Annotated in this window: 19 protein-coding genes; 13 read left to right on the top strand and 6 right to left on the bottom strand. The window is 74.0% G+C overall.

The annotated features are described in order from the left end of the window. Positions 1-179: 179 nt before the first annotated feature. Positions 180-1,103 (top strand): serine/threonine dehydratase, encoded by a 924-nt coding sequence (locus ACFWPI_RS34720; protein ID WP_380372232.1) that lies wholly within the window; start codon positions 180-182, stop codon positions 1,101-1,103. A 103-nt stretch (positions 1,104-1,206) separates the two neighbouring features. Here the strand turns inward: ACFWPI_RS34720 and ACFWPI_RS34715 are convergent, their stop codons facing one another. Further along, a complete protein-coding gene (locus ACFWPI_RS34715; protein WP_380372229.1) occupies positions 1,207-2,928 on the bottom strand; it encodes an FAD-dependent oxidoreductase in 1,722 nt (573 codons plus the stop codon). Positions 2,929-3,134: 206 nt separating this feature from the next. On the opposite strand from ACFWPI_RS34715, the gene ACFWPI_RS34710 reads away from it, so the two are divergent. From ACFWPI_RS34710 to ACFWPI_RS34670, 9 genes are all read left to right on the top strand, one after another. Further along, positions 3,135-4,301, top strand: a complete 1,167-nt coding sequence (locus ACFWPI_RS34710; protein WP_380372226.1) for a SchA/CurD-like domain-containing protein — start codon at positions 3,135-3,137, stop codon at positions 4,299-4,301. Positions 4,302-4,333: 32 nt separating this feature from the next. Beyond that, the gene (locus tag ACFWPI_RS34705; RefSeq protein WP_350879141.1) at positions 4,334-4,759 is read left to right on the top strand and encodes a cupin domain-containing protein; all 426 of its coding nucleotides are present in this window, start codon (positions 4,334-4,336) and stop codon (positions 4,757-4,759) included. Next, positions 4,756-6,012, top strand: a complete 1,257-nt coding sequence (locus ACFWPI_RS34700; protein WP_380372223.1) for a beta-ketoacyl-[acyl-carrier-protein] synthase family protein — start codon at positions 4,756-4,758, stop codon at positions 6,010-6,012. Before ACFWPI_RS34705 ends, ACFWPI_RS34700 begins: the two co-directional genes overlap by 4 nt. 5 nt (positions 6,013-6,017) lie before the next feature. Beyond that, positions 6,018-7,259 carry a beta-ketoacyl synthase N-terminal-like domain-containing protein gene (locus ACFWPI_RS34695; RefSeq protein ID WP_380372220.1) on the top strand — a complete coding sequence of 414 codons (1,242 nt, stop codon included), beginning with the start codon at positions 6,018-6,020 and terminating at the stop codon, positions 7,257-7,259. Between the two features lie 34 nt (positions 7,260-7,293). Continuing rightward, entirely contained in the window at positions 7,294-7,557 is a 264-nt protein-coding gene (locus ACFWPI_RS34690; protein WP_063350293.1) for an acyl carrier protein, read from the top strand. 1 nt (position 7,558) lies between these two features. Further along, positions 7,559-8,014 carry an SRPBCC family protein gene (locus ACFWPI_RS34685; RefSeq protein WP_063350292.1) on the top strand — a complete coding sequence of 152 codons (456 nt, stop codon included), beginning with the start codon at positions 7,559-7,561 and terminating at the stop codon, positions 8,012-8,014. Positions 8,015-8,019: 5 nt separating this feature from the next. Beyond that, on the top strand, positions 8,020-8,340 hold the full coding sequence (locus ACFWPI_RS34680; protein WP_063351612.1) for a TcmI family type II polyketide cyclase: 321 nt from the start codon (positions 8,020-8,022) through the stop codon (positions 8,338-8,340). 520 nt (positions 8,341-8,860) lie between these two features. Beyond that, positions 8,861-9,436 (top strand): hypothetical protein, encoded by a 576-nt coding sequence (locus ACFWPI_RS34675; protein ID WP_380372216.1) that lies wholly within the window; start codon positions 8,861-8,863, stop codon positions 9,434-9,436. A 159-nt stretch (positions 9,437-9,595) separates the two neighbouring features. Continuing rightward, on the top strand, positions 9,596-10,306 hold the full coding sequence (locus tag ACFWPI_RS34670) for a class F sortase (RefSeq protein WP_380372213.1): 711 nt from the start codon (positions 9,596-9,598) through the stop codon (positions 10,304-10,306). Between the two features lie 69 nt (positions 10,307-10,375). Here the strand turns inward: ACFWPI_RS34670 and ACFWPI_RS34665 are convergent, their stop codons facing one another. Beyond that, positions 10,376-11,407, bottom strand: coding sequence for a methyltransferase (locus ACFWPI_RS34665; RefSeq protein WP_063350289.1), 1,032 nt, complete (start codon positions 11,405-11,407; stop codon positions 10,376-10,378). An 82-nt stretch (positions 11,408-11,489) separates the two neighbouring features. Beyond that, positions 11,490-12,563 carry a nitrous oxide reductase family maturation protein NosD gene (locus tag ACFWPI_RS34660; RefSeq protein ID WP_380372210.1) on the bottom strand — a complete coding sequence of 358 codons (1,074 nt, stop codon included), beginning with the start codon at positions 12,561-12,563 and terminating at the stop codon, positions 11,490-11,492. A 349-nt stretch (positions 12,564-12,912) separates the two neighbouring features. Here ACFWPI_RS34660 and ACFWPI_RS34655 point away from each other — a divergent pair, with 349 nt between their 5' ends. Then, positions 12,913-13,863: a deoxyribonuclease IV gene (locus ACFWPI_RS34655; protein ID WP_363370921.1), complete on the top strand. Its 951-nt coding sequence runs from the start codon at positions 12,913-12,915 to the stop codon at positions 13,861-13,863. 147 nt (positions 13,864-14,010) lie between these two features. Here the strand turns inward: ACFWPI_RS34655 and ACFWPI_RS34650 are convergent, their stop codons facing one another. After that, positions 14,011-14,217: a hypothetical protein gene (locus ACFWPI_RS34650; RefSeq protein WP_063350286.1), complete on the bottom strand. Its 207-nt coding sequence runs from the start codon at positions 14,215-14,217 to the stop codon at positions 14,011-14,013. A gap of 503 nt (positions 14,218-14,720) precedes the next feature. Between ACFWPI_RS34650 and ACFWPI_RS34645 the strand changes: the two genes are divergently transcribed. Together ACFWPI_RS34645 and ACFWPI_RS34640 are read left to right on the top strand one after the other, a co-directional pair. Next, the gene (locus tag ACFWPI_RS34645; protein WP_380372240.1) at positions 14,721-16,103 is read left to right on the top strand and encodes an amino acid permease; all 1,383 of its coding nucleotides are present in this window, start codon (positions 14,721-14,723) and stop codon (positions 16,101-16,103) included. Positions 16,104-16,340: 237 nt separating this feature from the next. After that, positions 16,341-16,760 carry a hypothetical protein gene (locus ACFWPI_RS34640; protein ID WP_380372206.1) on the top strand — a complete coding sequence of 140 codons (420 nt, stop codon included), beginning with the start codon at positions 16,341-16,343 and terminating at the stop codon, positions 16,758-16,760. Positions 16,761-16,827: 67 nt separating this feature from the next. On the opposite strand, the gene ACFWPI_RS34635 is transcribed toward ACFWPI_RS34640, so the two are convergent. Next, on the bottom strand, positions 16,828-18,657 hold the full coding sequence (locus ACFWPI_RS34635; protein WP_380372204.1) for an ABC transporter ATP-binding protein: 1,830 nt from the start codon (positions 18,655-18,657) through the stop codon (positions 16,828-16,830). Positions 18,658-20,121: 1,464 nt separating this feature from the next. Further along, entirely contained in the window at positions 20,122-20,772 is a 651-nt protein-coding gene (locus tag ACFWPI_RS34630; protein ID WP_363370930.1) for a VWA domain-containing protein, read from the bottom strand. Positions 20,773-20,778 lie beyond the last annotated feature (6 nt).

Here is a 20,778-nt window from a genome sequence, read left to right as displayed (position 1 = left end):
GTCTTTTTTTTTTTTAAAACACACTCCCCCGCGGCCGGGGCCCCCCCCCCCCCGCGCCCGGGGGGGGCCCCCCCCGGCCCCCCCCCCGGCCCCCCCCGACCGTGATCCTTTCCTCGTCCCGCGCCCGCGACGTACCGTCAAGCCCAGAGGCGACGCACCCGGCTTGAGGAGCAGGCACGATGGACCGATTGACGTACGACGAGGTCAAGGCCGCCGGTGAGCGGATCGCCGGGAGGGTGCGGCCGGTCGCGGTCGCCCCCGGGGACGACCACGGGCGGACCTGGCTGGCGCTGGAGTTCCTTCAGCACACCGGCAGCTTCAAGGCCCGCGGCGCGCAGAACTTCCTGCTCGCGCACGCCGAGGCGGGCACCCTGCCGGAGGCCGGGGTCACCATCGCCTCGGGCGGCAACGCCGGGCTGGCCTGCGCCTGGGCGGCGCGCGAGCTCGGCGTGCGCGCCACGGTGTTCCTGCCCGAGACGGCCTCCCCGGTGAAGCTGGCGCGGCTGCGCTCGTACGGCGCCGACGTGCGGCTGGTCGGCCGGGAGTACGCGGAGGCGCTGGCGGCCTGCGAGGAGTTCGCGGCGGGCAGCGGGGCGCTGGCCTCGCACGCCTACGACCACCCGCTGATCGCCGCCGGCGCGGGCACCGTGCTGGAGGAGATCCGCGCCCGGGTCCCCGGGCTGGACACGGTGGTGGTGTCGGTCGGCGGCGGCGGGCTGTTCGCCGGGGTGGCCGTCGCGGCCCGCGAGCACGGCGTCCGGGTGGTCGCGGTGGAGCCGGAGGGCAGCCGGGCCCTGCACGCCGCCCTCGCCGCCGGCCACCCCGTCGACGTCCCGGTGTCCTCCGTGGCCCAGGACGCCCTCGGCGCCCGCCGCGCCACCGCCCTCGCCGTCCACGCCGCCCGCCACGAGGGCGTCCGGTCCGTCCTGGTCGACGACGAGGCCATCGTGCGCGCCCGCCGCCGGCTCTGGGAGGACCACCGCATCGCCGTCGAGTACGCGGCCTCCACCGCCCTGGCGGCCCTCGACCACGCGGAGGGCGAGCGGGTCGCCGTCCTCCTGTGCGGCGCCAACACCGACCCGTCCGACCTCGCCGCACCCTGACCGACGGCCGCCGGACGGCGGCTCCGGCCGCATCCGTCCCCCCACATGAAGACCTGCCCGCCGGTTGCGAAACCGGCGGGCAGGTCCCGTTGTCGGCCACGCCCTACAGGCTCAGCACCGCCCGCAGGGCCCCGGCGACCTCCGTCTCCGGGTCGTCCGCCGCGCCCGTCGAGCGCCAGGCGACGAAGCCGTCCGGCCGGACCAGCACGGCGCCGGCCGGGCCGATCCCGTGCAACTCCGCGAAGTCCGCGCCCGGCTCCGGCGCCAGGTCGTCCTCGGCGCCGCCGCCGATCCGGTAGGCGTCCAGCGGGACGGCCAGCCGGTCGGCCGCCCGCCGCGCCCCGGCCTGCCAGGCCGCGCCCTCGGGGCCGGTGAGCAGCACCATCGCCTGCTCGTACAGGTCCAGCGTGGACAGGCGCACGCCCGCCCGCAGCAGCCACTGGTGCGGGGCGCGGCTGCCCGGCTCCCCGGCCGACTCGAACTTCTCGGGGACGACCGCGCCCGCCGGGTCCGTCCCGGTCACCGCGCCCACCGGGTAGCGGTAGCCGAGCGCCACCCCGAGCACCCCGGTCTGCCGCCCGGCACCCGGCACCACCGCGTACCCGGGGTGGCTGTGCTCGGCCGAGCGGGCCGAGGCCCGCTCGCTGGTCACCTGCGCGACCGGGCGCCGCTCCTGCCCGTACGTCTCCAGCAGTTCCGGCCCGGCCCACCCGCAGAGCACCGCGGCGAGCTTCCAGGCCAGGTTGTGCGCGTCCTGGATGCCGGTGTTGGAGCCGAACGCGCCGGTCGGCGACATCTCGTGCGCGGAGTCCCCGGCGAGGAAGACCCGCCCGGCGCCGTACCGCTCGGCCACCCGCTCGGCGGCGTGCCAGGGCGCCCGGCCGGTCACCTCGACGTCGAGCTCCGGCAGGCCGACGGCGGTGCGGATGTGCCGCTCGCAGCGCTCGTCGGTGAACGCCTCCAGCGGCTCACCGTGCTCGGGGTGCCAGGGCGCGTGGAAGACCCACTCCTCCTGGTTGTCCACCGGCAGCAGCGCGCCGTCCGCCTCCGGGTTGGTCAGGTAGCAGGCGATGAAGTGCCGGTCCCCGACCACGTCGGCCAGCCGCTTGGCGCGGAAGGTGATGCTGACGTTGTGGAACAGCTCGCCCTGGCCGCTCTGGCCGATGCCCAGGCGCTCGCGGGCCGGGCTGCGCGGGCCGTCCGCCGCGATCAGGTAGTCCGAGCGCACCCGGCGCTCCTCGCCGGTCTCCCGGCTGCGCAGCACCGAGGTGACGCCCTCGGCGTCCTGCTCGAAGGAGAGCAGCTCGGTGTTGAAGCGGACGTCGCCGCCGAGGTCGCGGGTGGCGCGCAGCAGCACCGGCTCCAGGTCGTTCTGGCTGCACAGGCACCACGAGCTGGGGCTGAACCGGGCGAGCCGCCCGCCGGGGTCGATCTCCCGGAACAGCCACTCCTGCTCGGCGCCGGTCAGCGAGGGCGCCTGGAGGATGCCGTGGTTCGGGGCGAGGACCGACGCCGCCTCGCGGATCGCCGGCTCGATCCCGGCCACCCGGTACAACTCCATCGTGCGGACGTTGTTGCCTCGGCCACGCGGGTGATGCGAGGTGTCGGCGTGCTTCTCGACCAGCAGGTGCCTGACACCCAGTCGGCCGAGGAAGAGCGAGGCCGACAGCCCGACCAGCGACCCTCCCACGATCAGGACCGGCACCCGGTCGTCAACCTTCGGATTCATCAATTGCTCCGCCCTGTCAGGGGATTCAGCGGACCGGTGGCTGGGATCGGGGCCGCCCTCGACGCGACCGCACGACCGGGGGCCCCGCTCTTCCATCCCCCGCCCGAGGGTGCTTGTGCCGCCTCTTCGCCCGGATGGCCCGCAAATATCGCGGCACCCCGGTACGCCGCTCACGATCGACTTCAGGCCTGGCGCCGACCGACCGGGCCGATCGCCGTCGCACCGCCCTCCCAAGCCGGGAGCACCCCCCGGACGCGGCCCACCGCGGCCCGCAACGTGCGGCCCAGAGCAGAAAGTGGACCATGACAACTCTGTCCGAACCGCAGCGGAAGCAGCAGGCCGACTCCGACACCCGGCTCCGGGTGGTACTGATGCTGGAGATCCAGGACGGCGCCCAGCAGCGCTTCCTCGACGTCTACGAGCAGCTGCGCCACCAGGTGGCCTCGGTGCCCGGCCATGTCAGCGACCAGCTGTGCCAGTCGATCAACGACCCCCGCCAGTGGCTGATCACCAGCGAGTGGGAGGACCAGGACACCTTCCTGGAGTGGGTGGACAGCCCCGCTCACCGCGAGATGGTCAAGCCGATGCACGGCTGCGTCAGCGACAACTTCCGCTCGCTGCGCTACGGCATCCTGCGCGAGACCTCGGCGGCCGGCTCCACCGGCACCCGGGCCCCGCTGGAGGTGCCGCCCGGCCTGCCGCGCACCGAGCCCGCCGGGCACGTCGGCCCGCCGAAGGCCGAGCCCGGCCCGGACGGCGTGGTCCGGCACGCGCTCACCTTCACGGTCAAGCCCGGCAGCGAGCACGAGGTGGCCCGGATCCTGTCCGGCTACGCCTCGCCCCGGGCCGAGGTGGACGAGCACACCCGGCTGCGCCGCACCTCGCTGTTCATGCACGGCAACCGGGTGGTCCGGGCCGTCGAGGTGGTCGGCAACCTCGGCGACGCGCTGCGCCACGTGGCGATGCAGCCGGAGGTACGGGCCGTCGAGGAGGCGATCAACCCGTACCTGGAGGAGGCCCGCCAGCTGGGCGACCCGCAGGCCGCGCGCGCCTTCTTCGCCCGGGCCGCGCTGCCGGCGAAGCACCAGGCGATCGCCAGCTCCCCGACCTCCGCCCGGCTGCACCGGCACGCCGTGCTGTACCCCGTCCGCCCGGGCGAGGGGCAGGCCGTCGCCGAGCTGCTCGCCGACTACGACAACCTCGCCACCGCCGACCCGACCGGCCCGGTCGCGGCCAGCACCGTGTTCCACCGGGCGGACGTGGTGGTGCGCCTGGTCGACCTGCGGGTGCCGGCCGAGGCCGACCCGGCGGCCGCCCTCGGCGTGGCGGGCGACCAGGAGGCCGCCGCGCTCGGCCGGCTGCTCGACCTCGGCCCGCAGGGCGACCTGCGCACCGCCACCGGGCTCGCCGCCGCCCTCGCCGCCCGCGCCATGAACCCGGTCACCGACCGCAGCTCGCAGGACAACTGAAGAACCAGCCGCATCTCTCGGAGGAAAACACCATGACCACGCAGTACCCACGGATCGTGCACGTCGACGAGGCACCGGAGAACCGTCGGCGCGGCGGCGACCTGCGCGCCATGCTCACCCCGACCACCTGCGGGGCGACCAGCGGGTTCATGGGGCTGGCGATCGTCCAGCCCGGCGAGCGGATCGGCGAGCACTACCACCCGTACTCCGAGGAGTTCGTGTTCGTGGTCAGCGGCGACCTGGAGGTGGACCTGGACGGCGAGAGCCGTCCGATCAGGCCCAACCAGGGCCTGATGATCCCGATCAACATGCGCCACCGCTTCCGAAACGTCGGCGACACCGAGGCCCGGATGGTGTTCCACCTCGGCCCGCTCGCCCCCCGCCCCGAGCTCGGCCACGTGGACACCGAGGAGACCGGCGCCGCCGGGCCGCCGGAACACGCCAAGGTGGCCTCGTGACCCGGCGCGTCGCCGTCACCGGGATCGGCGTCGTCGCGCCCGGCGGGGTCGGGGTCCGGGCGTTCTGGGAGCTCCTCACCGCCGGCCGCACCGCCACCCGGGGCATCACGCTCTTCGACCCCACCGGGTTCCGCTCCCGGATCGCCGCCGAGGTCGACTTCGACCCGGCGGCCCACGGGCTGAGCCCGGCGGACATCCAGCGGGCCGACCGCTACGTGCAGTTCGCGATGGTCGCGGCGGACGAGGCGATCGCCGACGCGGGCCTGGACCTGGCCGCCGAGGACCCGTGGCGGATCGCCGTCTCGCTCGGCACCGCCGTCGGCGGCACCACCCGACTGGAGCACGACTACGCCCTGGTCAGCGCCGGCGGCGCCCGCTGGGACGTCGACCACCAGCGGGCCGAACCGCAGCTGCACCGGGCCTTCGCGCCCAGCACGCTGGCCTCCACGGTCGCCGAGCGCACCGGCGCGCACGGCCCGGTGCAGACCGTCTCCACCGGCTGCACCTCCGGCCTCGACGCGATCGGCTACGGCTTCCAGGCCGTCGAGGAGGGGCGCGCCGACATCTGCATCGCCGGCGCCTCCGACTCGCCGATCTCGCCGATCACCGTCGCCTGCTTCGACGCCATCAAGGCCACCAGCGAGCGCAACGACGACCCGGAGCACGCCTCCCGGCCCTTCGACGCCCACCGGGACGGCTTCGTCCTCGGCGAGGGCGGCGCCGTCCTGGTGCTGGAGGAACTAGAGCACGCCCGCCGCCGCGGCGCCCGGATCTACGGCGAGCTCGGCGGCTTCGCCACCTTCGGCAACGCCTACCACATGACCGGCCTCACCCAGGAGGGGCTGGAGATGTCCCGGGCGATCGACGACGCGCTCGCCCACGCCCGGGTGGACCGCACCGACGTCGGCTACGTCAACGCGCACGGTTCGGGCACCAAGCAGAACGACCGGCACGAGACCGCCGCCGTCAAGCGCTCGCTCGGCGCCCACGCCTACCGGACGCCGATGAGCTCCATCAAGTCGATGGTCGGGCACTCGCTCGGCGCGATCGGCGCCATCGAGGTGGTCGCCTGCACCCTGGCGCTGGCCCACGGCGTGGTGCCGCCGACCGCCAACTACGAGACTCCCGACCCGGAGTGCGACCTCGACTACGTGCCGCGCACCGCGCGCGAGCTGCCGCTGAGCCACATCCTCTCGGTCGGCAGCGGATTCGGCGGATTCCAGTCCGCCGTCGTGCTCAACAGAACGGGGTGAGTGTCATGACGTCACGTCAGCAGGGCCGCCGGGCGGTGGTCACCGGCCTCGGCGTGGTGGCGCCGAACGGCGTTGGGGCCGACGCCTTCTGGAAGGCCACCAGGCAGGGCGTGAGCGTCCTCGACCGGATCACCCGCGAGGGCTGCGACGGGCTGCCGCTGCGCGTCGCCGGCCAGGTGCGGGACTTCGACCCGCGGGCCGCGATCGACAGCCGGTACCTGGTGCAGACCGACCGGTTCACGCACTACGCGATGGCCGCCGCCGACCTGGCGGTGGCGGACGCCGGGTTCCACCCCGACCCCGAACATCCCTTCGCGGTCGGGGTGGTGACCGCGGCCGGCTCCGGCGGCGGCGAGTTCGGCCAGCGCGAGCTCCAGCAGCTCTGGGGCCAGGGGCCGCAGTTCGTCGGCCCGTACCAGTCCATCGCCTGGTTCTACGCGGCCAGCACCGGCCAGATCTCGATCCGCGGCGGCTACAAGGGCCCGTGCGGGGTGGTCGCCAGCGACGAGGCCGGCGGCCTGGACGCGCTCGCGCACGCGGCCCGCACGATCGAGCGCGGCACCGACGCGGTGGTGGCCGGCGCCGCCGAGGCACCGCTGGCGCCGTACTCGATGGTCTGCCAGCTCGGCTACCCGGAGGTCAGCCTCGCCGGGCAGCCCGACCGGGCCTATCTGCCGTTCACCGCGCAGGCCTGCGGCTTCGCCCCCGCCGAGGGCGGCGCGATGCTGCTGCTGGAGGACGAGCAGGCGGCCCGGCAGCGCGGCGCCGCCGTCCGGGCCCACCTGGCCGGACACGGCTCCACCTTCACCGGGGCCTCCCGCTGGGAGGAGTCCCGCGAGGGGCTGGCCGCCGCGATCCGCATCGCGCTGGACGAGGCCAGGATCGCGCCCGAGGAGATCGACGTGGTCTTCGCGGACGCGCTCGGCGTCCCGGCCGCCGACCGGGCCGAGGCGCTCGCACTGGCCGACGCGCTCGGCCCGGCGGCCGAACGCGTCCCGGTCACCGCCCCCAAGTCCGGTACCGGACGGGCCTACTGCGGCGCGCCGCTGCTGGACGTGGCGGCCGCCGTCCTGGCCATGGAGGACGGCGTGCTGCCGCCCACCCCGAACGTCACCGAGGTCAGCCACGACCTCGCCCTGGTGACCGGCCGCGCCCGTCCGGCCGAACTGCGCACCGCACTGGTGCTCAGCCGCGGGCTGATGGGTTCCAACTCCGCGCTGGTGCTCCGGTGCGGAGACCGGCCCTGAGACCGCACCCGCAATTCCACCGAAGGGACACCCCGTGAGCAACACCCTCAGCTATCCCGAGCTGGCCGCCCTGATCCAGGCCCGGGCCGGCGTCACCGTCGACCCGCTCCACCTGGAGCGTCCGGGCGCGCAGTTCGACGAGTTCGGCGTCGACTCGCTCGGCCTGCTCGGCGTCGTCGGCGAACTGGAGAACCGGCACGGCCTCAAGGTCACCTCGGGCGCCGAGTCCGCCAAGACCCCGGCCGAGTTCCTGGAGCTCGTCAACACCTCCCTCCTCTCCCCGAAAGCTGGTGCCTGAGATGCCCGGACACACCGACAACGAGATCGTCATCGCCGCCCCCCTCGACCTGGTCTGGGAGATCACCAACGACCTGGAGAACTGGCCGGACCTCTTCAGCGAGTACGCCTCGGTGGAGGTGCTGGAGCGCGACGGCGACAGCGTCCGCTTCCGGCTCACCATGCACCCGGACGAGAACGGCCAGGTGTGGAGCTGGGTCTCCGAGCGCACCACCGACAAGTCCTCGCTCGCGGTGCGCGCCCGCCGGGTCGAGCCCGGCCCGTTCGAGTTCATGGACATCCGCTGGGAGTACGCGGAGGTCCCGGCCGGGACGAGGATGCGCTGGATCCAGGACTTCGCGATGAAGCCCACCGCCCCGGTCGACGACCACGGCATGGTCAACCACATCAACCGCAACTCCCGGATCCAGCTGGAGCTGATCCGCGAGAAGGTCGAGAAGCGGGCGGCGGAGCGGTGACCGGGATGCACCGCGCCCTGATCGTCGCCCGGATGAAGCCGGAGGCGGCACCGGACATCGCCGAGGTGTTCGCCACGTCCGACCAGGGTGAACTGCCGCACCTGATCGGCGTCACCGGCCGCAGCCTGTTCCAGTTCGGCGACGTCTACCTGCACCTCATCGAGGCCGACCGCCCGCCGGGCCCGGCCGTCGCCAAGGTCATCGGCCACCCGGAGTTCCGGTCCGTCAGTGACCAGCTGACCGCCTTCGTCCAGGCCTACGACCCGGCCACCTGGCGCGAGCCGAAGGACGCCATGGCGCACGAGTTCTACCGCTGGGACCGCTGACCCCGTCCCACCCGTCCCGCTCGTCCTGGGCCCGCCCCCGGCCATCCGCCGGGGGCGGGCCCACGTGTGCGTCCGGATCGACCGGACGTGGCGTCAGCGCCGCCCGAGCCCGCCCGACGCGGCGTCAGTGCCACCCACGCCCGCCCGACGGCACGTCAGCACCATCCGAGCCGCCCGACGCGGCGTCAGCGCCTTCCCGGGCCTGCCCGACGCGGCGTCAGCATCGCCCCGGACCCGCCCGACGCAGCGTCAGCGCCTTCGGGACGGACCGACACGCCGTCAGCACAGGACCGACTCGGCCCGGACCGCCGCGAATCCTTTTCACCCGTCCCACTGGGGCACCCGGGTGAACCGGGCCGAGACTCCACTCGAATCGAGCACAGTCCGTACCCAAGTCGCCACTCTCCGGTGGCGGCGGACGTCGCGGTGGTTGACGGTGAATCAGACGCAGTTCCCACGAATTCCCTTGTCCGGCGCCGTGCCGGCGATCGCGGGCCTGTGTATCGGAAGGATCAACCTCATGCGTTCTGCACGCACTCTGCTCGCCGGGGCGGCTGTCGCCGCCGTTCTCACCGTCGGCACCCCCATGGCCTTCGCCGACGGCTCCGCCGACCAGGCGAAGAGCCTCACCTCGCAGGACCAGTCCGACCGCGGCGACGAGCACGGCCGCGGCGACGACCGGGGCGACGAGCACGGCCGCGGCGAAGGCCGTGGCGACGAGCACGGCCGCGGCGAGGGTCGCGGCGACGAGCACGGCCGCGGCGAAGGCCGTGGCGACGAGCACGGCCGCGGCGAAGGCCGTGGCGACGAGCACGGCCGCGGCGAAGGCCGTGGCGACGACAAGGGCGGCGAGGGCCGCGGCGGCGACAAGGGCGGCGAGGGCCGCGGCGGCGAGCACGGCCGTGGTGGCGAGCACGGCCGCAAGGGCCCGCACGGCGGCGTGCACGCCGGCGGTGGCGGCCTGGCGATGGTCGAGACCGGCACCACGCTGTCCGGTGGCGGCCTCGCCTCCGGCGCCGTCCTCCTGATCGGCGGCCTCGGGGCCGGCGCGTACGCGCTGCGCCGCAACCGCCGCAACACCGGCGCCACCATCTGACGTCCGGCATCTGACGCCGCCCCCACGCGCCTCCCCACCAGGGCGGCGCGCACGGGGGCGGCGGGTCGTTTTGGACCTTCTGGACCTTTTCGGGCCGTCACCGGCCCGGCTGCGCATGGGAATGGAGAAAGAGGAGCGATGGGCGGTCCCGTCCCTGGAATGTCCCGACTGCTGCGCACCGGCATCGGTGCGGCGGCGGTCGGTCTGCTGCTGATGTACAACTCGGTCGACACCACGCCGAGAGCCAACTCGGCGTCCCGCATGACCCGTCCCCCGGCGATCGTCGCGCCGGCCACCCCCCGCCCGTCCCCACCGGCCACCACCCCCGCGGACGCCCCCACGGACGCCCCCGCGGAGGCCCCTGCGGAGGCCGCCGAGGACCCGGCCCCCGCGCCACCGTCGCTGGGCCGTGCCAATCCGACCCGGCTGCGGATCCCGCAGATCGGCGTCGACGCCCCGTTCACCGAGCTGACGCTCGATCCGGAGGGCCAGCTCACCGCGCCGCCGCCGGACGACGACAACCTGGTCGGCTGGTACCGGGACGGCGTCTCCCCGGGCGAGCTCGGCAGCTCGGTGGTCGCCGGGCACGTGGACACCACCACGGGCCCGGCGGTGTTCGTGATGCTGAGCCAGCTGCAACCGGACCAGCAGATCGAGGTGGGGCGCGCGGACGGCACGGTCGCGGTGTTCTCGGTGGACTCGGTGGAGGCCTTCCCCAAGAACGCCTTCCCGGACGACAAGGTGTACGGCCAGACGCCCGACGCCCAGCTGCGGCTGATCACCTGCGGCGGTGCGTACGACAAGGGCCAGAAGGACTACTCGGACAACGTGGTGGTCTTCGCGCACCTGGATTCCTCGCACCCGGCCTGACCGGCAACGCGAACGACCGCCGCCCCCAACTCCCCGGGGGACGGCGGTCGTTCGCGTAAGGGCCGGTGCTCAGCCGCGCACGGTGGCCTCGAAGGCGTGCAGGTAGGGGTTGACCGGGTGGACGTCCGCGACGTCCAGTCCGGCGTCCTCCATCAGCCGCACCATGCTCTCCTTGGAGTGCTTGGCGCCGCCGACGTTGAGCAGCAGCATCAGGTCCATCGCGGTGGTGAAGCGCATCGACGGGCTGTCGTCGACCAGGTTCTCCACCACCACGACGCGGGCGCCGGGCCGGGCCGCGGCGACCACGTTGGCGAGGGTGCGGCGGGTGCTCTCGTCGTCCCACTCCAGGATGTTCTTGATGATGTAGAGGTCGGCGCGGACCGGGATCTCCACCCGGCAGTCACCGGGCACCAGCCGGGCGCGGGCCGAGAAGGCACCGCCGTCCTGGAGCCGGGGTTCGGCGCCGGCGACCACCTTGGGCAGGTCGAGCAGGGTGCCGTGCAGCGCCGGGTGCTTCTCCAGCAGGCTGGCCAGCACGTGCCCCTGGCCGCCGCCGATGTCCGCCACCGAGTCGACGCCGGTGAGGTCCAGGTACTCGGCGAGGTCGTGGGCGGACTGCCGGCTGGAGGCGGTCATCGCCTTGTCGAAGACCTTCGCGGAGTCGCCCGCGTCGCTGTGCAGGTAGTCGAAGAACTCCTTGCCGAACAGCTCGGGGAAGACGTTGCGGCCGGAGCGGACCGCCTCGTCCAGCTTGGGCCAGGCCTCCCAGGTCCACGGCTCGGTGCACCAGAGGGAGATGTACCGCAGCGAGTTGGGCGCGTCCTCGCGCAGCAGGCGGGACATCTCGGTGTGCTCGAAGCGGTCGTCGGAGGTCTCGGAGAAGATGCCGTAGCAGGTGAGCGCGCGCAGCAGGCGGCACAGCGGCAGGGGCTCGGTGTCGAGGGCGGCGGCGAGTTCGGTGACGCTGGTCGGGGTGTCGCCGAGCACGTCGGCGACGCCGAGCCGGGCGGCCGCGCGGACGGCGGCGGCGCAGGCGGCGCCGAAGACGAGCTCGCGCAGGCGCATCGCGGCCTGGGGAGTGGGGGGCGGTGCGATGGTCATGGGAGGTCTTCCTTGTCGACGGGGGCGGGGGTGCCGGGGGCGCGTGCCGGGGGCGGGTCGTACCGGGTGCGGGTGCCGCGGTTCAGCAGCGGCCGGACGGATCGGACCGCGCGCAGGTGTTGCGGGCGAACGCGTTCTCACCGGTGTCGCGGTCGGCGATGTCGGCCGGGCTGTTGCCGCTCAGGTGGTTGTCGGCGACGGTGTTGCGGGCGTTGGGGACGCCGACGGCGCTCTTGAAGAGGACGATCCCGCCGGAGAAGTCCGAGCTGCCGACGTTGTCGTGGACCTCGTTGTCGGTGACCCGGGTGTCCTCGACCCCGGTGAGCACGATGCCCGCGCCCTGGATGGCGCCCAGCCGCGGGTTGGCCGGGCAGAACATGTTGTTGGCGACGACCCGGTTGCGACGCACGTCGAGGTCCCCGGCCCGGGGCACGCCCTCGTCGCCGACCACGAAGACGCCGGCGCAGTTGCCGCGGAGCTCGTTGTCCTGGACGGCCAGCCCGCGCAGTCGGCGGACGGTGACGCCGACCCGGTTCTCGGTCAGCTCGTTGCCCTCCACGACGGTGCCCCCGGTGTCGGGCGCGCCGCCCTCGCGGTAGGCGTAGTTGGCGAGGAAGACACCGGACTGGCCGTTGCGGGTCGCGCGGTTGCCGACGATCCGGGCCCGGGTGGAGATCTCCTGGCTGATGCCCTGCTGGGCGTTGTCGTGGACGTAGGTGTCGCGCACGGTCAGGCCGGTGGTGCCGCTGGCGTCGATGCCGTTCTTGCGGAAGCCGGTGACGGCGAGGGTCTCGATGGTGACGTCCGGCAGCGGGGCCGCCTCGGTGCCGTCCACGCAGAGGCCGTGGCCGGCGGTGGCGCAGGCGTTCTCGGTGCCGTCCCCGGGGGTGATCACGCTGTCCGCGCCGGCGCCGCGCAGGGTGAGGCCCGGGGTGGTGATGCGGACGCTGCCGGGGTAGGTGCCGGCGAGCAGTTGGACGGTGTCGCCGGGGAGGGCGGCGTCGACGGCCTGCTGAATCGATTCGCCCGGCTGGACGACGTACAGGCCGTCGGCGGCGTGGGCCGCGGGCGCGGCGGCCAGGGTGGCGAGGACGGTGGTCAGGGCGGTGGCGGCGGCGGTGGCCGCGGCGAAGTGGTGGACCCGTCGCGTGGGCATGAGTGGTGACCTGTTCTTTCCGGCGCGCTCGCCGGTGTGCGGCCGGAGCCTGCCGGGCAGCGCGCTAGGTACGCGGTGTCTGTTCTTACACGGTGTGCTTGGTCAGTGACGGCCGGTGGGTGCGGCCGACTCGACGCTATGGGCCGCCGGGTGGGCCCGCCACCAGGGCTGGGCTGCGGGACTGACGGGGCGTCGGCCGGTGGTGGGACGGCCCGGCGTGGCGCGTGCGGCGCGGCGCGCTCCGAGCCGCGCCGCACGGCACGCCACCGGACCACCCCCGGCACCACCCCCGGCACCGCCGGCCGGGCCGCGTGCCACCGCCGGCCGGCGGCGTGACATCCTCGGGGCCATGACCACCGCACCCGCAGCGCCCCTCGGAACCCTCCGCAACCCGGTCGGCGCCCACGTCCCGGTGGCCGCCCGCGGGCTGGCCGGCACGGGGCTGGCGTACGCGCGCCGGGTCGGCGCCGAGACCGTGCAGGTGTTCGTGGCCAACCCGCGCGGCTGGGCCACTCCGCCGGGCAACCCCGCGCAGGACGAGGAGTTCCGGGCGGCCTGCGCCGAGCAGGGACTCCCCGCCTGGGTGCACGCGCCGTACCTGATCAACTTCGGCTCGGACAACCCGGCCACCCGCGAGCGCTCGGCCGACTCGCTGCGGCACTCGCTGCGCCGCGGCCACGCGATCGGCGCACTGGGCGTCGTCCTGCACACCGGCTCGGCGGTCGGCACGGCGCCCGGCGGCGGCTCCCGGCGGGCCGAGGCGATGGCACAGGTCCGGGCCGACGTGCGGCCGCTGCTGGACGAACTGGACGCCCTCGGCGAGGACGCGCCCTGGCTGCTGCTGGAGCCGACGGCTGGCCAGGGCAGCTCGCTCTGCTCCCGGCTGGAGGAGCTCGCCGAGTACGTCGAGGCGCTGGACGGGCACCCGAAGGTCGGCGTCTGCCTGGACACCTGCCACGCCTTCGCCGCCGGGCACGACCTGGCCGTACCGGGCGGGGTGACGGCCGCGCTGGACGCCCTGGCGTCGGCGGCCGGGCCGGGCCGGCTGCGGCTGATCCACGCCAACGACTCCGAGGACGTCGTCGGCGCGCGCAAGGACCGGCACGCCAACATCGGCGCCGGGATGATCGGCGCGGAACCGTTCCGCGAGCTGTTCGAGCACCCGGAGACGGCCGGTGTCCCGCTGCTGGTGGAGACCCCGGACCGCAAGCACGGCGGGGACGGCACCGGGCACGCGATGGACATCGCCGTACTGAAGGAACTGCGCGAGCGGGCCGCCGCCCCCGCCCTGCCCGCCTGACCTGCTCGGACCGCCGCCCCGACCGACCCGTCCGATCCGCCCGACCGGTCCGGCAGCGCGCCGCACGGCACTGCACCGCGCCTCGCCGCGCGGACAGCCGTGAGCCCGGAGGCCCACAGCGGCCCCCGGGCTCCGAGCTCGGACGGATCAGCCCTCGCTGTGCTCGTGGTAGTTGAACCAGTTGGCGTGCGGGCCGAACAGGCCGACACCCGCCGAACCGGACTCCAGGCCCTGCCCGGAGGACGGCACCGGCGTGTGGCCGAACGCCATGGCCGAGGTCGGCACGGCCACCACGGCGGCACCCGTCACGGCCACGATCACCGCGAGCTTGCGGATCTTCCCACGAAGCGACATCTACTGTCCCCTAGTTCGTCTCTGGTCCTCTGACCCGCGCCCCCGACCGGCCACGTCGACCGCCCGCAGGCTGGGCGACGCCCCACGGGGAGGCGCCGGGCCAACGTTTGCACACGAACGCGCACGCGCCGCGGCGCGCCGCAACCCGGCTGAGGCATCCGGGTGACGACATCCCTCCCCCGGGTGAACGCCCTCGGACACCCGGCCGCACGCCGAACGGCCGCGCCGGACCGGCACTGGACGAGCGCCCGTCCGACCGGCACAGGACGAGTGCCCGCCGGAGCGGCGCAGGACGAGTGCCCGTCCGACCGGCACAGGACGAGTGCCCGCCGGAGCGGCGCAGGACGAGTGCCCGTCCGACCGGCGCGGGACCGCAAGTCTTGCGGTGACATGCCAGGCCGACTGAACAAATCCCATCGATTTGGTACAGAGCGCCACCCGGTTCGAGCATGAACGGTGGCTCCACCGAGCACGAGCAGGACCACGAAAGGCGCACCACCCTCATGCAGACCAGCCCGGCCGCACCCCGGCAGGCGACCCGACCGAGCCCGCCGAAGACGCCGGAAGCGGTCACCGCGACACCCCGCAAGGGCGGCCGCTTCGGCCTGCCGACCGCCACCGCCCTGGTGATGGGCAACATCATCGGCGGCGGCATCTTCATGATCCCCGCCGCCGTGGCCCCCTACGGGACGGTCAGCCTGGTCTCCTTCGTCGTCCTGACCGTGGGCGCGATCGCCCTCGCGCTCGTCTTCGGGCAGCTCGCGCGCCGCAACCCGCGCACCGGCGGGCCCTACGTCTACGCCCGGGAGGCCTTCGGGGACTTCGCCGGGTTCCTGTCGGCCTGGTCGTACTGGATCACCACCTGGGTCAGCAACGCCGCGCTCGCGGTCGCCGCCGTCGGCTATCTCGACGTGCTGCTGCCCGTCGGCCACTCCATCGGGCTCAGCATCGCCGCCGCGATGGCCTTCCAGTGGCTGCCCGCGCTGGCGAACCTGGCCGGCACCCGCTACGTCGGCGCCGTCCAACTCGTCTCCACCGTCCTCAAGTTCATCCCGCTGCTGCTGGTCTCGGTGGGCGGTCTGGGCTTCTTCGACGCGCGCAACCTGGGCCCCTTCGACGCCACCGGGCACGGCTGGGCCGGCGGGATGACGGCGGCCGCGGCCATCCTGCTCTTCAGCTACCTGGGCGTGGAGTCGGCCGCGATGAGCGCCGGCCAGGTCCGCGATCCGGAGCGCAACGTCGGGCGGGCCAGCGTGCTCGGCACGGCCGGTGCGGCGGTGGTCTACCTGCTGGGCACGCTCGCGGTCTTCGGCACCGTCGCCCACGACCGGCTGATCCACTCCACCGCGCCGTTCTCGGACGCCGTGGACGCCATGTTCGGCGGCACGTGGGGCGGCACGGCCATCGCCGTCGCCGCGCTCGTCTCGATGACCGGCGCGCTCAACGGCTGGACGCTGCTGGCCGCCCAGGCGCCGTACGCGGCCGCCAAGGACGGGCTGTTCCCGGCCGCCTTCGCCAAGGAGCGGCGCGGCGTCCCGGTGTTCGGCGTCGTGACCAGCGTCGCGCTGGCCTCGGTGCTGACCATCCTCAACTTCGCCACCGGCGCCAAGGGCGCGTTCGAAATCCTGGTGCTGGTCACCACCTTCACCGCGACCGTCCCGTACCTGCTCTCCACCGCCGCGCAGCTGTACTGGCTGGTGCGCGGCATGCCCGACAAGGTCTCCGGGGGCCGGCTCGCCCGGGACGCGGTGCTGGGCCTGGGCGCCTTCGGCTTCTCCCTGTGGCTGGTGGCCGGCGCGGGTTACGCGGCCGTCTACCAGGGCGTGCTGTTCCTGTTCGCCGGGATCCTGGTCTACGTCTGGATGGCGGCCCGCCGCCGGGACTGACGGCCCGAGGACCGGGGCCGCGGCGGCTCGGAGTGACGAGCGCCTGACGGATCGTCACGCACCTTGCCGGAGGCGGCAGATGTGGACATCCTTGGCCGGAGGTTTCCCTCCCGGGCGGCTCCGCGCCATCGGCCGGGCCGCCCGCACCGGATAGACGGGAGGCCGGAACCTCCGCACCCTGCACCGCCGTTCCACGCGAACCTCCGTTTCCGTGAACCTTCGAGTACCGGGAGTGCCATGAAGATCCTGAGGCTGTTGACAGTCCCCGCCGCCGTCCTCGCCCTGACCGCCGGCACCGTCACCGCCGCCGCAGCGGCCCCGGCGCGGCCGGCCCTGAACGACGTCGTGGTCCTCGGCGTCGCCTCCAACGGCCAGACCGTGCAGGTCCACCCGGGTGACGTGGTCCAGGTCAACCTGCCGCCCTACCGCGACAGCACCGTCACCTGGCTGTCCTCCGTCCCGGCGACGACCGCGCCCTCGGTGCTGCCGCAGACCTCCGGCAGCACCGACCCCGACAACACCACGCACGCGACCTTCAGCGCGGCCACCGCCGGGACGAGCGACATCACCTGGATCTGGCGCTGCGCCTTCCCGGACCGCGGCTCGGCCTGCCCGCCGTTCGTCTACTACCTGCGGACCACCATCGTCGTCTCCTGACCGCACGCACTCGAACGGCCGGGGTCCGCAGCCTGCGGATCCCGGCCGTTCGAGTGGGGGGCGAAGGTCACCCGGGCCCGTGGCCCCGCTCACCGGGAAGCCCCGCCTCGGACACGTTCACCGCGACGGCCTCCGGGCGCCCGGCGGCCGATTCCGCGAAGCGGGGGCGCGGGGCGTCCGGCGGCTGGAGGGTGAGGACGTGGTCGGCCAGCGGGAGGAAGGCCGGGTCGTGGGTGATCAGGATCGTGGTGCGGCCCGCCATCAGGCGGCGCAGCGGGGGGATCAGCTGCTGGACGGTCTTCGGGTCCAGGCCGGTGGTGGGTTCGTCCAGGACGAGGACCGGCGCGCCGCGCAGGAAGGCCCGGGCGATGGCGACGCGCTGGGCCTGCCCGCCGGAGAGCTGGAAGCCCTCGTCGCCGATGACCGTGCCGTACCCCTGCGGCAGCGCGGTGATGAAGCCGTGGGCGCCGGCGCTGCGGGCGGCGCGTTCGATCTCGTCCTGCGGGGCGTCGGGCCTGCCGTAGGCGATGTTGTCCCGGATGGTGGCGTGGAAGAGCTGCGCCTGCTGGGGCAGGAAGCTCATCGCCCCGCGCAGCGAGGCGATGGTCAGGTCCTGGATGTCGACGCCGTCGAGACGGACGGTACCGGCCTGCGGGTCCAGGAAGCGGACCAGGAGCTTGGCGAGCGTGGACTTGCCGCTGCCGCTGGGGCCGATGACGGCCAGGACCTTGCCGGGGCTGACGTCGAAGCTGACGTCGGACAGCACCGGGGCGTCGTAACTGCCGGGGTAGGCGACGTGGACGCCCTCGAAGGAGACCCGGCCGCGGACCGCGCCGGCGTCCCGCGCGGCGGGGCTCTCCCGGACCGGACTGGACAGGTCGTGGATCTCCAGCAGGCGCTCGCCCGAGGCGCAGGCCGCGCCCGCGAGCGGGACGAGCCCGGCGAGCTGCTGGATCGGCTCGAACAGCTGCGCCATGAAGGCGGCGAAGGCGAGCAGACCACCCAGGCTCAGCTCGCCGTGGATGACCTGGAGGGCGCCGACGCCCACCACGACCAGCCCCGCGAGCATCTGGAGGACGTTGAGGAGGGGCTGGTAGAGGTCGGACATCCGGGCGGCGGAGAGCTCGGCGTCCAGCAGGGCCTTTCCCTCGCGGTGCACCCGCTCGACCTCGCGCTCCTCCTGGCCGCAGGTGCGGGTGACCACCACGTTGCGCAGCGTCTCCTCCAGCAGCGCGGTGACGCCGCCGGCGCGGCGCTGGACCTGCCGCTCCCGGATGCGGATGCGGCGCCCGAAGAAGCCGGTGGTGAAGATGAACAGCGGCGCGACGATCAGCGCCGCCAGGGTGAGGGGCCAGCTCAGGTAGAACGCCGCACCGGCGAACAGCACCAGGCTGGTCGAGGCCACCGCGCCCTCGACCAGGCCGGTCGCGACCATCTGCTCGATCGTCGCGATGTCGGCGGTCATCCGGGCCACCAGGTCGCCGCGCCAGCGGGTCTCCAGGGTGTCGGGCGGCAGGGTGTGCAGATGGGCCAGTGTGCCGGTCCGGAGCCGGAGCAGGTAGCGCTCGGCGATCCAGGTGCCGGTGTAGGTGCCCGCGAAGGTGAACAGCGCCGCCGCCGCGGCCGCGGCGAGCATCGTGCCACCGAGCGGCCAGAATTCGGCGAAGTGCCGCGGCACCAGGACTTCGTCGATCAGGTCCTTGAACATCCAGACCGAGACGACCTCGCCGAAGGCGCCGAGAACGAGCAGCACCGCGCTCAGCGGCAGCCAGCGCACGTCCGGTCGGACCCACGGCCAGAACCGCCGGAACAGATCACGCAGCGAGATGACGGGCGAGTCCGCCACCGGCCCCTGGTCGATGGCCCGGTCGGCTGCCCGGTCCTCCGGACCCCCCATGGGCGTCGCACCGTGCATGGAGGAACCCCACTCAGGATGAGGGGCCGGCGGTGATACCGCCGGCCCCAGGGATGGGTGTCATGCCGGGCTGTTAAGCACAGCCCGGACCGCCCTTATCTGTCACCAGAAGCCAAACCGACGACGGCGGCCGTGGCGACGGCGGCGACGGTCACGTTCACGTCCGCGACCGCGGTCCCTGCGGTTGAAGTAACTCATCACGACTCCATTTCTTCCCTTGCATTGGCACGCCGCACGTCCACGGCCGACGCCGACGGCGCGGACCCGGGGAGCACGACAGAGACTGCCGTTGCCGTGAGACAGCCCTAAGCGGCGGGCACGTCAGGGATGTGCCTGCCAGAGCCGTTCTCACATCTCCAGTATCCGCCTGACGCCCCGGCTCGCAGCTTCTGGACGGCAACCGCGAACGGTCCTCGGCATGCGAAGGGCCCCCGGACGCGGCCGCCCGATCACCGCCCCGGCGGCCGGATCCGACCCTCCCGCCCGGCCCCCCGACGAGCCGGGTCGGGCGAGGATCCGCCCGGTCGACTCCTCGACTGACCCACCGTCAAGTGCCGTTCGTCCGGCGTCTCGAAACAGCCACCCCCGCGCACCGAGCGCCGCCGCCCACCGGTCGACCGCAGGCCCCCGCGACGACGGCTTCGGCGCGAGCCCCCGGCCCTCGCGCCCCTCCCCGAAGACCCCCGCCCGGGCCGCCGACCCCGCCCGCCGAGGCCTACCCGGATGGCGCAGCCGACCGACGGGGCGGGGGTGCGCACCCCCGCGCGGCGAGAGGCGAGACCCCGCGTCGAGCCCCGCGGAAACCACCGGAACGACGCCCCGGCACCGCCGACGCCACGGTAGGTCCGCCTTGAGGAGGCGCCCCGGGGCCGCCTTCCGGGCGACTCCGGGGCCGCGCGAGAACCCGAAGCGACTGCGTTCGGGTGACGGCGCCACCATCGGCGCCACCATCAGCCCCCCGCCCCACTCCCCGCCCACTCCCCGGCCCGCCCGCCGGCTGCCCGTGTTGCTCGGCCCCTCAGTGGCCGCGCCGGTATCGCAGCTACGGGGCGGCGTTCCTCGTCACAGGAGCCTTCGTCCGGGATGCCCCTTTCCCTGGAGGGTGCTCCGAAGGAGACGCCGATGTGGTGGGGGTGGTGGGGGCGGTCGTCGGCTCGGGCAACTGGGTGGGTGAGGCCGAGGGCGAGTAACTCGGCGACGGCGCCGCGGCGGGCGAGGAGACCTCAGGGGTCGGGGTCGGGGTCGGAGTCGGGATCGGGGTCGGTTGTACCGGCACCGGCGTCGCCGGGTACGAGCCGCCTCCGCCCCCGTTCGTCGAGGGGCCGCCGAGATGGCCCGCCACCTCGACCACGCCGCCGCAGGCGAGCAGCACCGCGGCCAGCACGGACAGCCCGGCGGAGGCCCTCAGCGCCCGGGGCGCCGTGGTACGCGGGTCGGTGTCCACGCTCAGTCCACGTATTCCTGGGCGACCTGCACGTACTCGAAGCCCTTGACGTCCGTGGCGATGTGCATCTGACCGGTTTGCGAGGAGGCGATCAGGGTGTTGAGCAGGCCGGTGATCGCCCCGCTCAGCGCCGACTCGGTGTCCGAACCGTCGGCGATGAACAGCGCCTTGGTCGCCACCTCCTTCAGCACGTCGCGCCTGGCGGCGCCGAAGCCGTAGGCGATCACGTGCGGGTGGCGCGGCCAGTTCCGGTCCACCAGCGTGCGGAAGGAGTCCTGCCACCTCGCGTCGGTCGGGGCGCCGTCGGTCAGGAAGAAGACCGCCGGCCGCAGCACGCTGTACTGCTGCGCCCGCAGGCTGCTGACGTCCTGTTCGATGCTCTGCCGCAACTGGTCGAAGGCCTTGCCGTACTCGGTGCCCCCGCCGCAGATCACTTCGGGCATGCTCGGGACCTGCTCCATGTCCGACATCGGGATCACCACGTGCACGTCGGTGGAGAAGGCGACCACGCTGACCCTGGCGAACTCCGAGACGCGCGGATTCGTCGCCAGGTTGTAGTGCAGACGCGAGAGGGTCGCGTTGAGCACTGCCTCGTGCGGCTTCATCGACGAGGAGGCGTCGATCACCACGTAGGTGGGCAGGCAGAGTGACATTGTGTG

It is taken from the genome of Kitasatospora sp. NPDC058492, assembly GCF_042720685.1.
GTDB lineage: Bacteria > Actinomycetota > Actinomycetes > Streptomycetales > Streptomycetaceae > Kitasatospora.
Note: the sequence above shows the minus strand (reverse complement) of the source record. Positions and strands in the feature narration are given on the sequence as shown.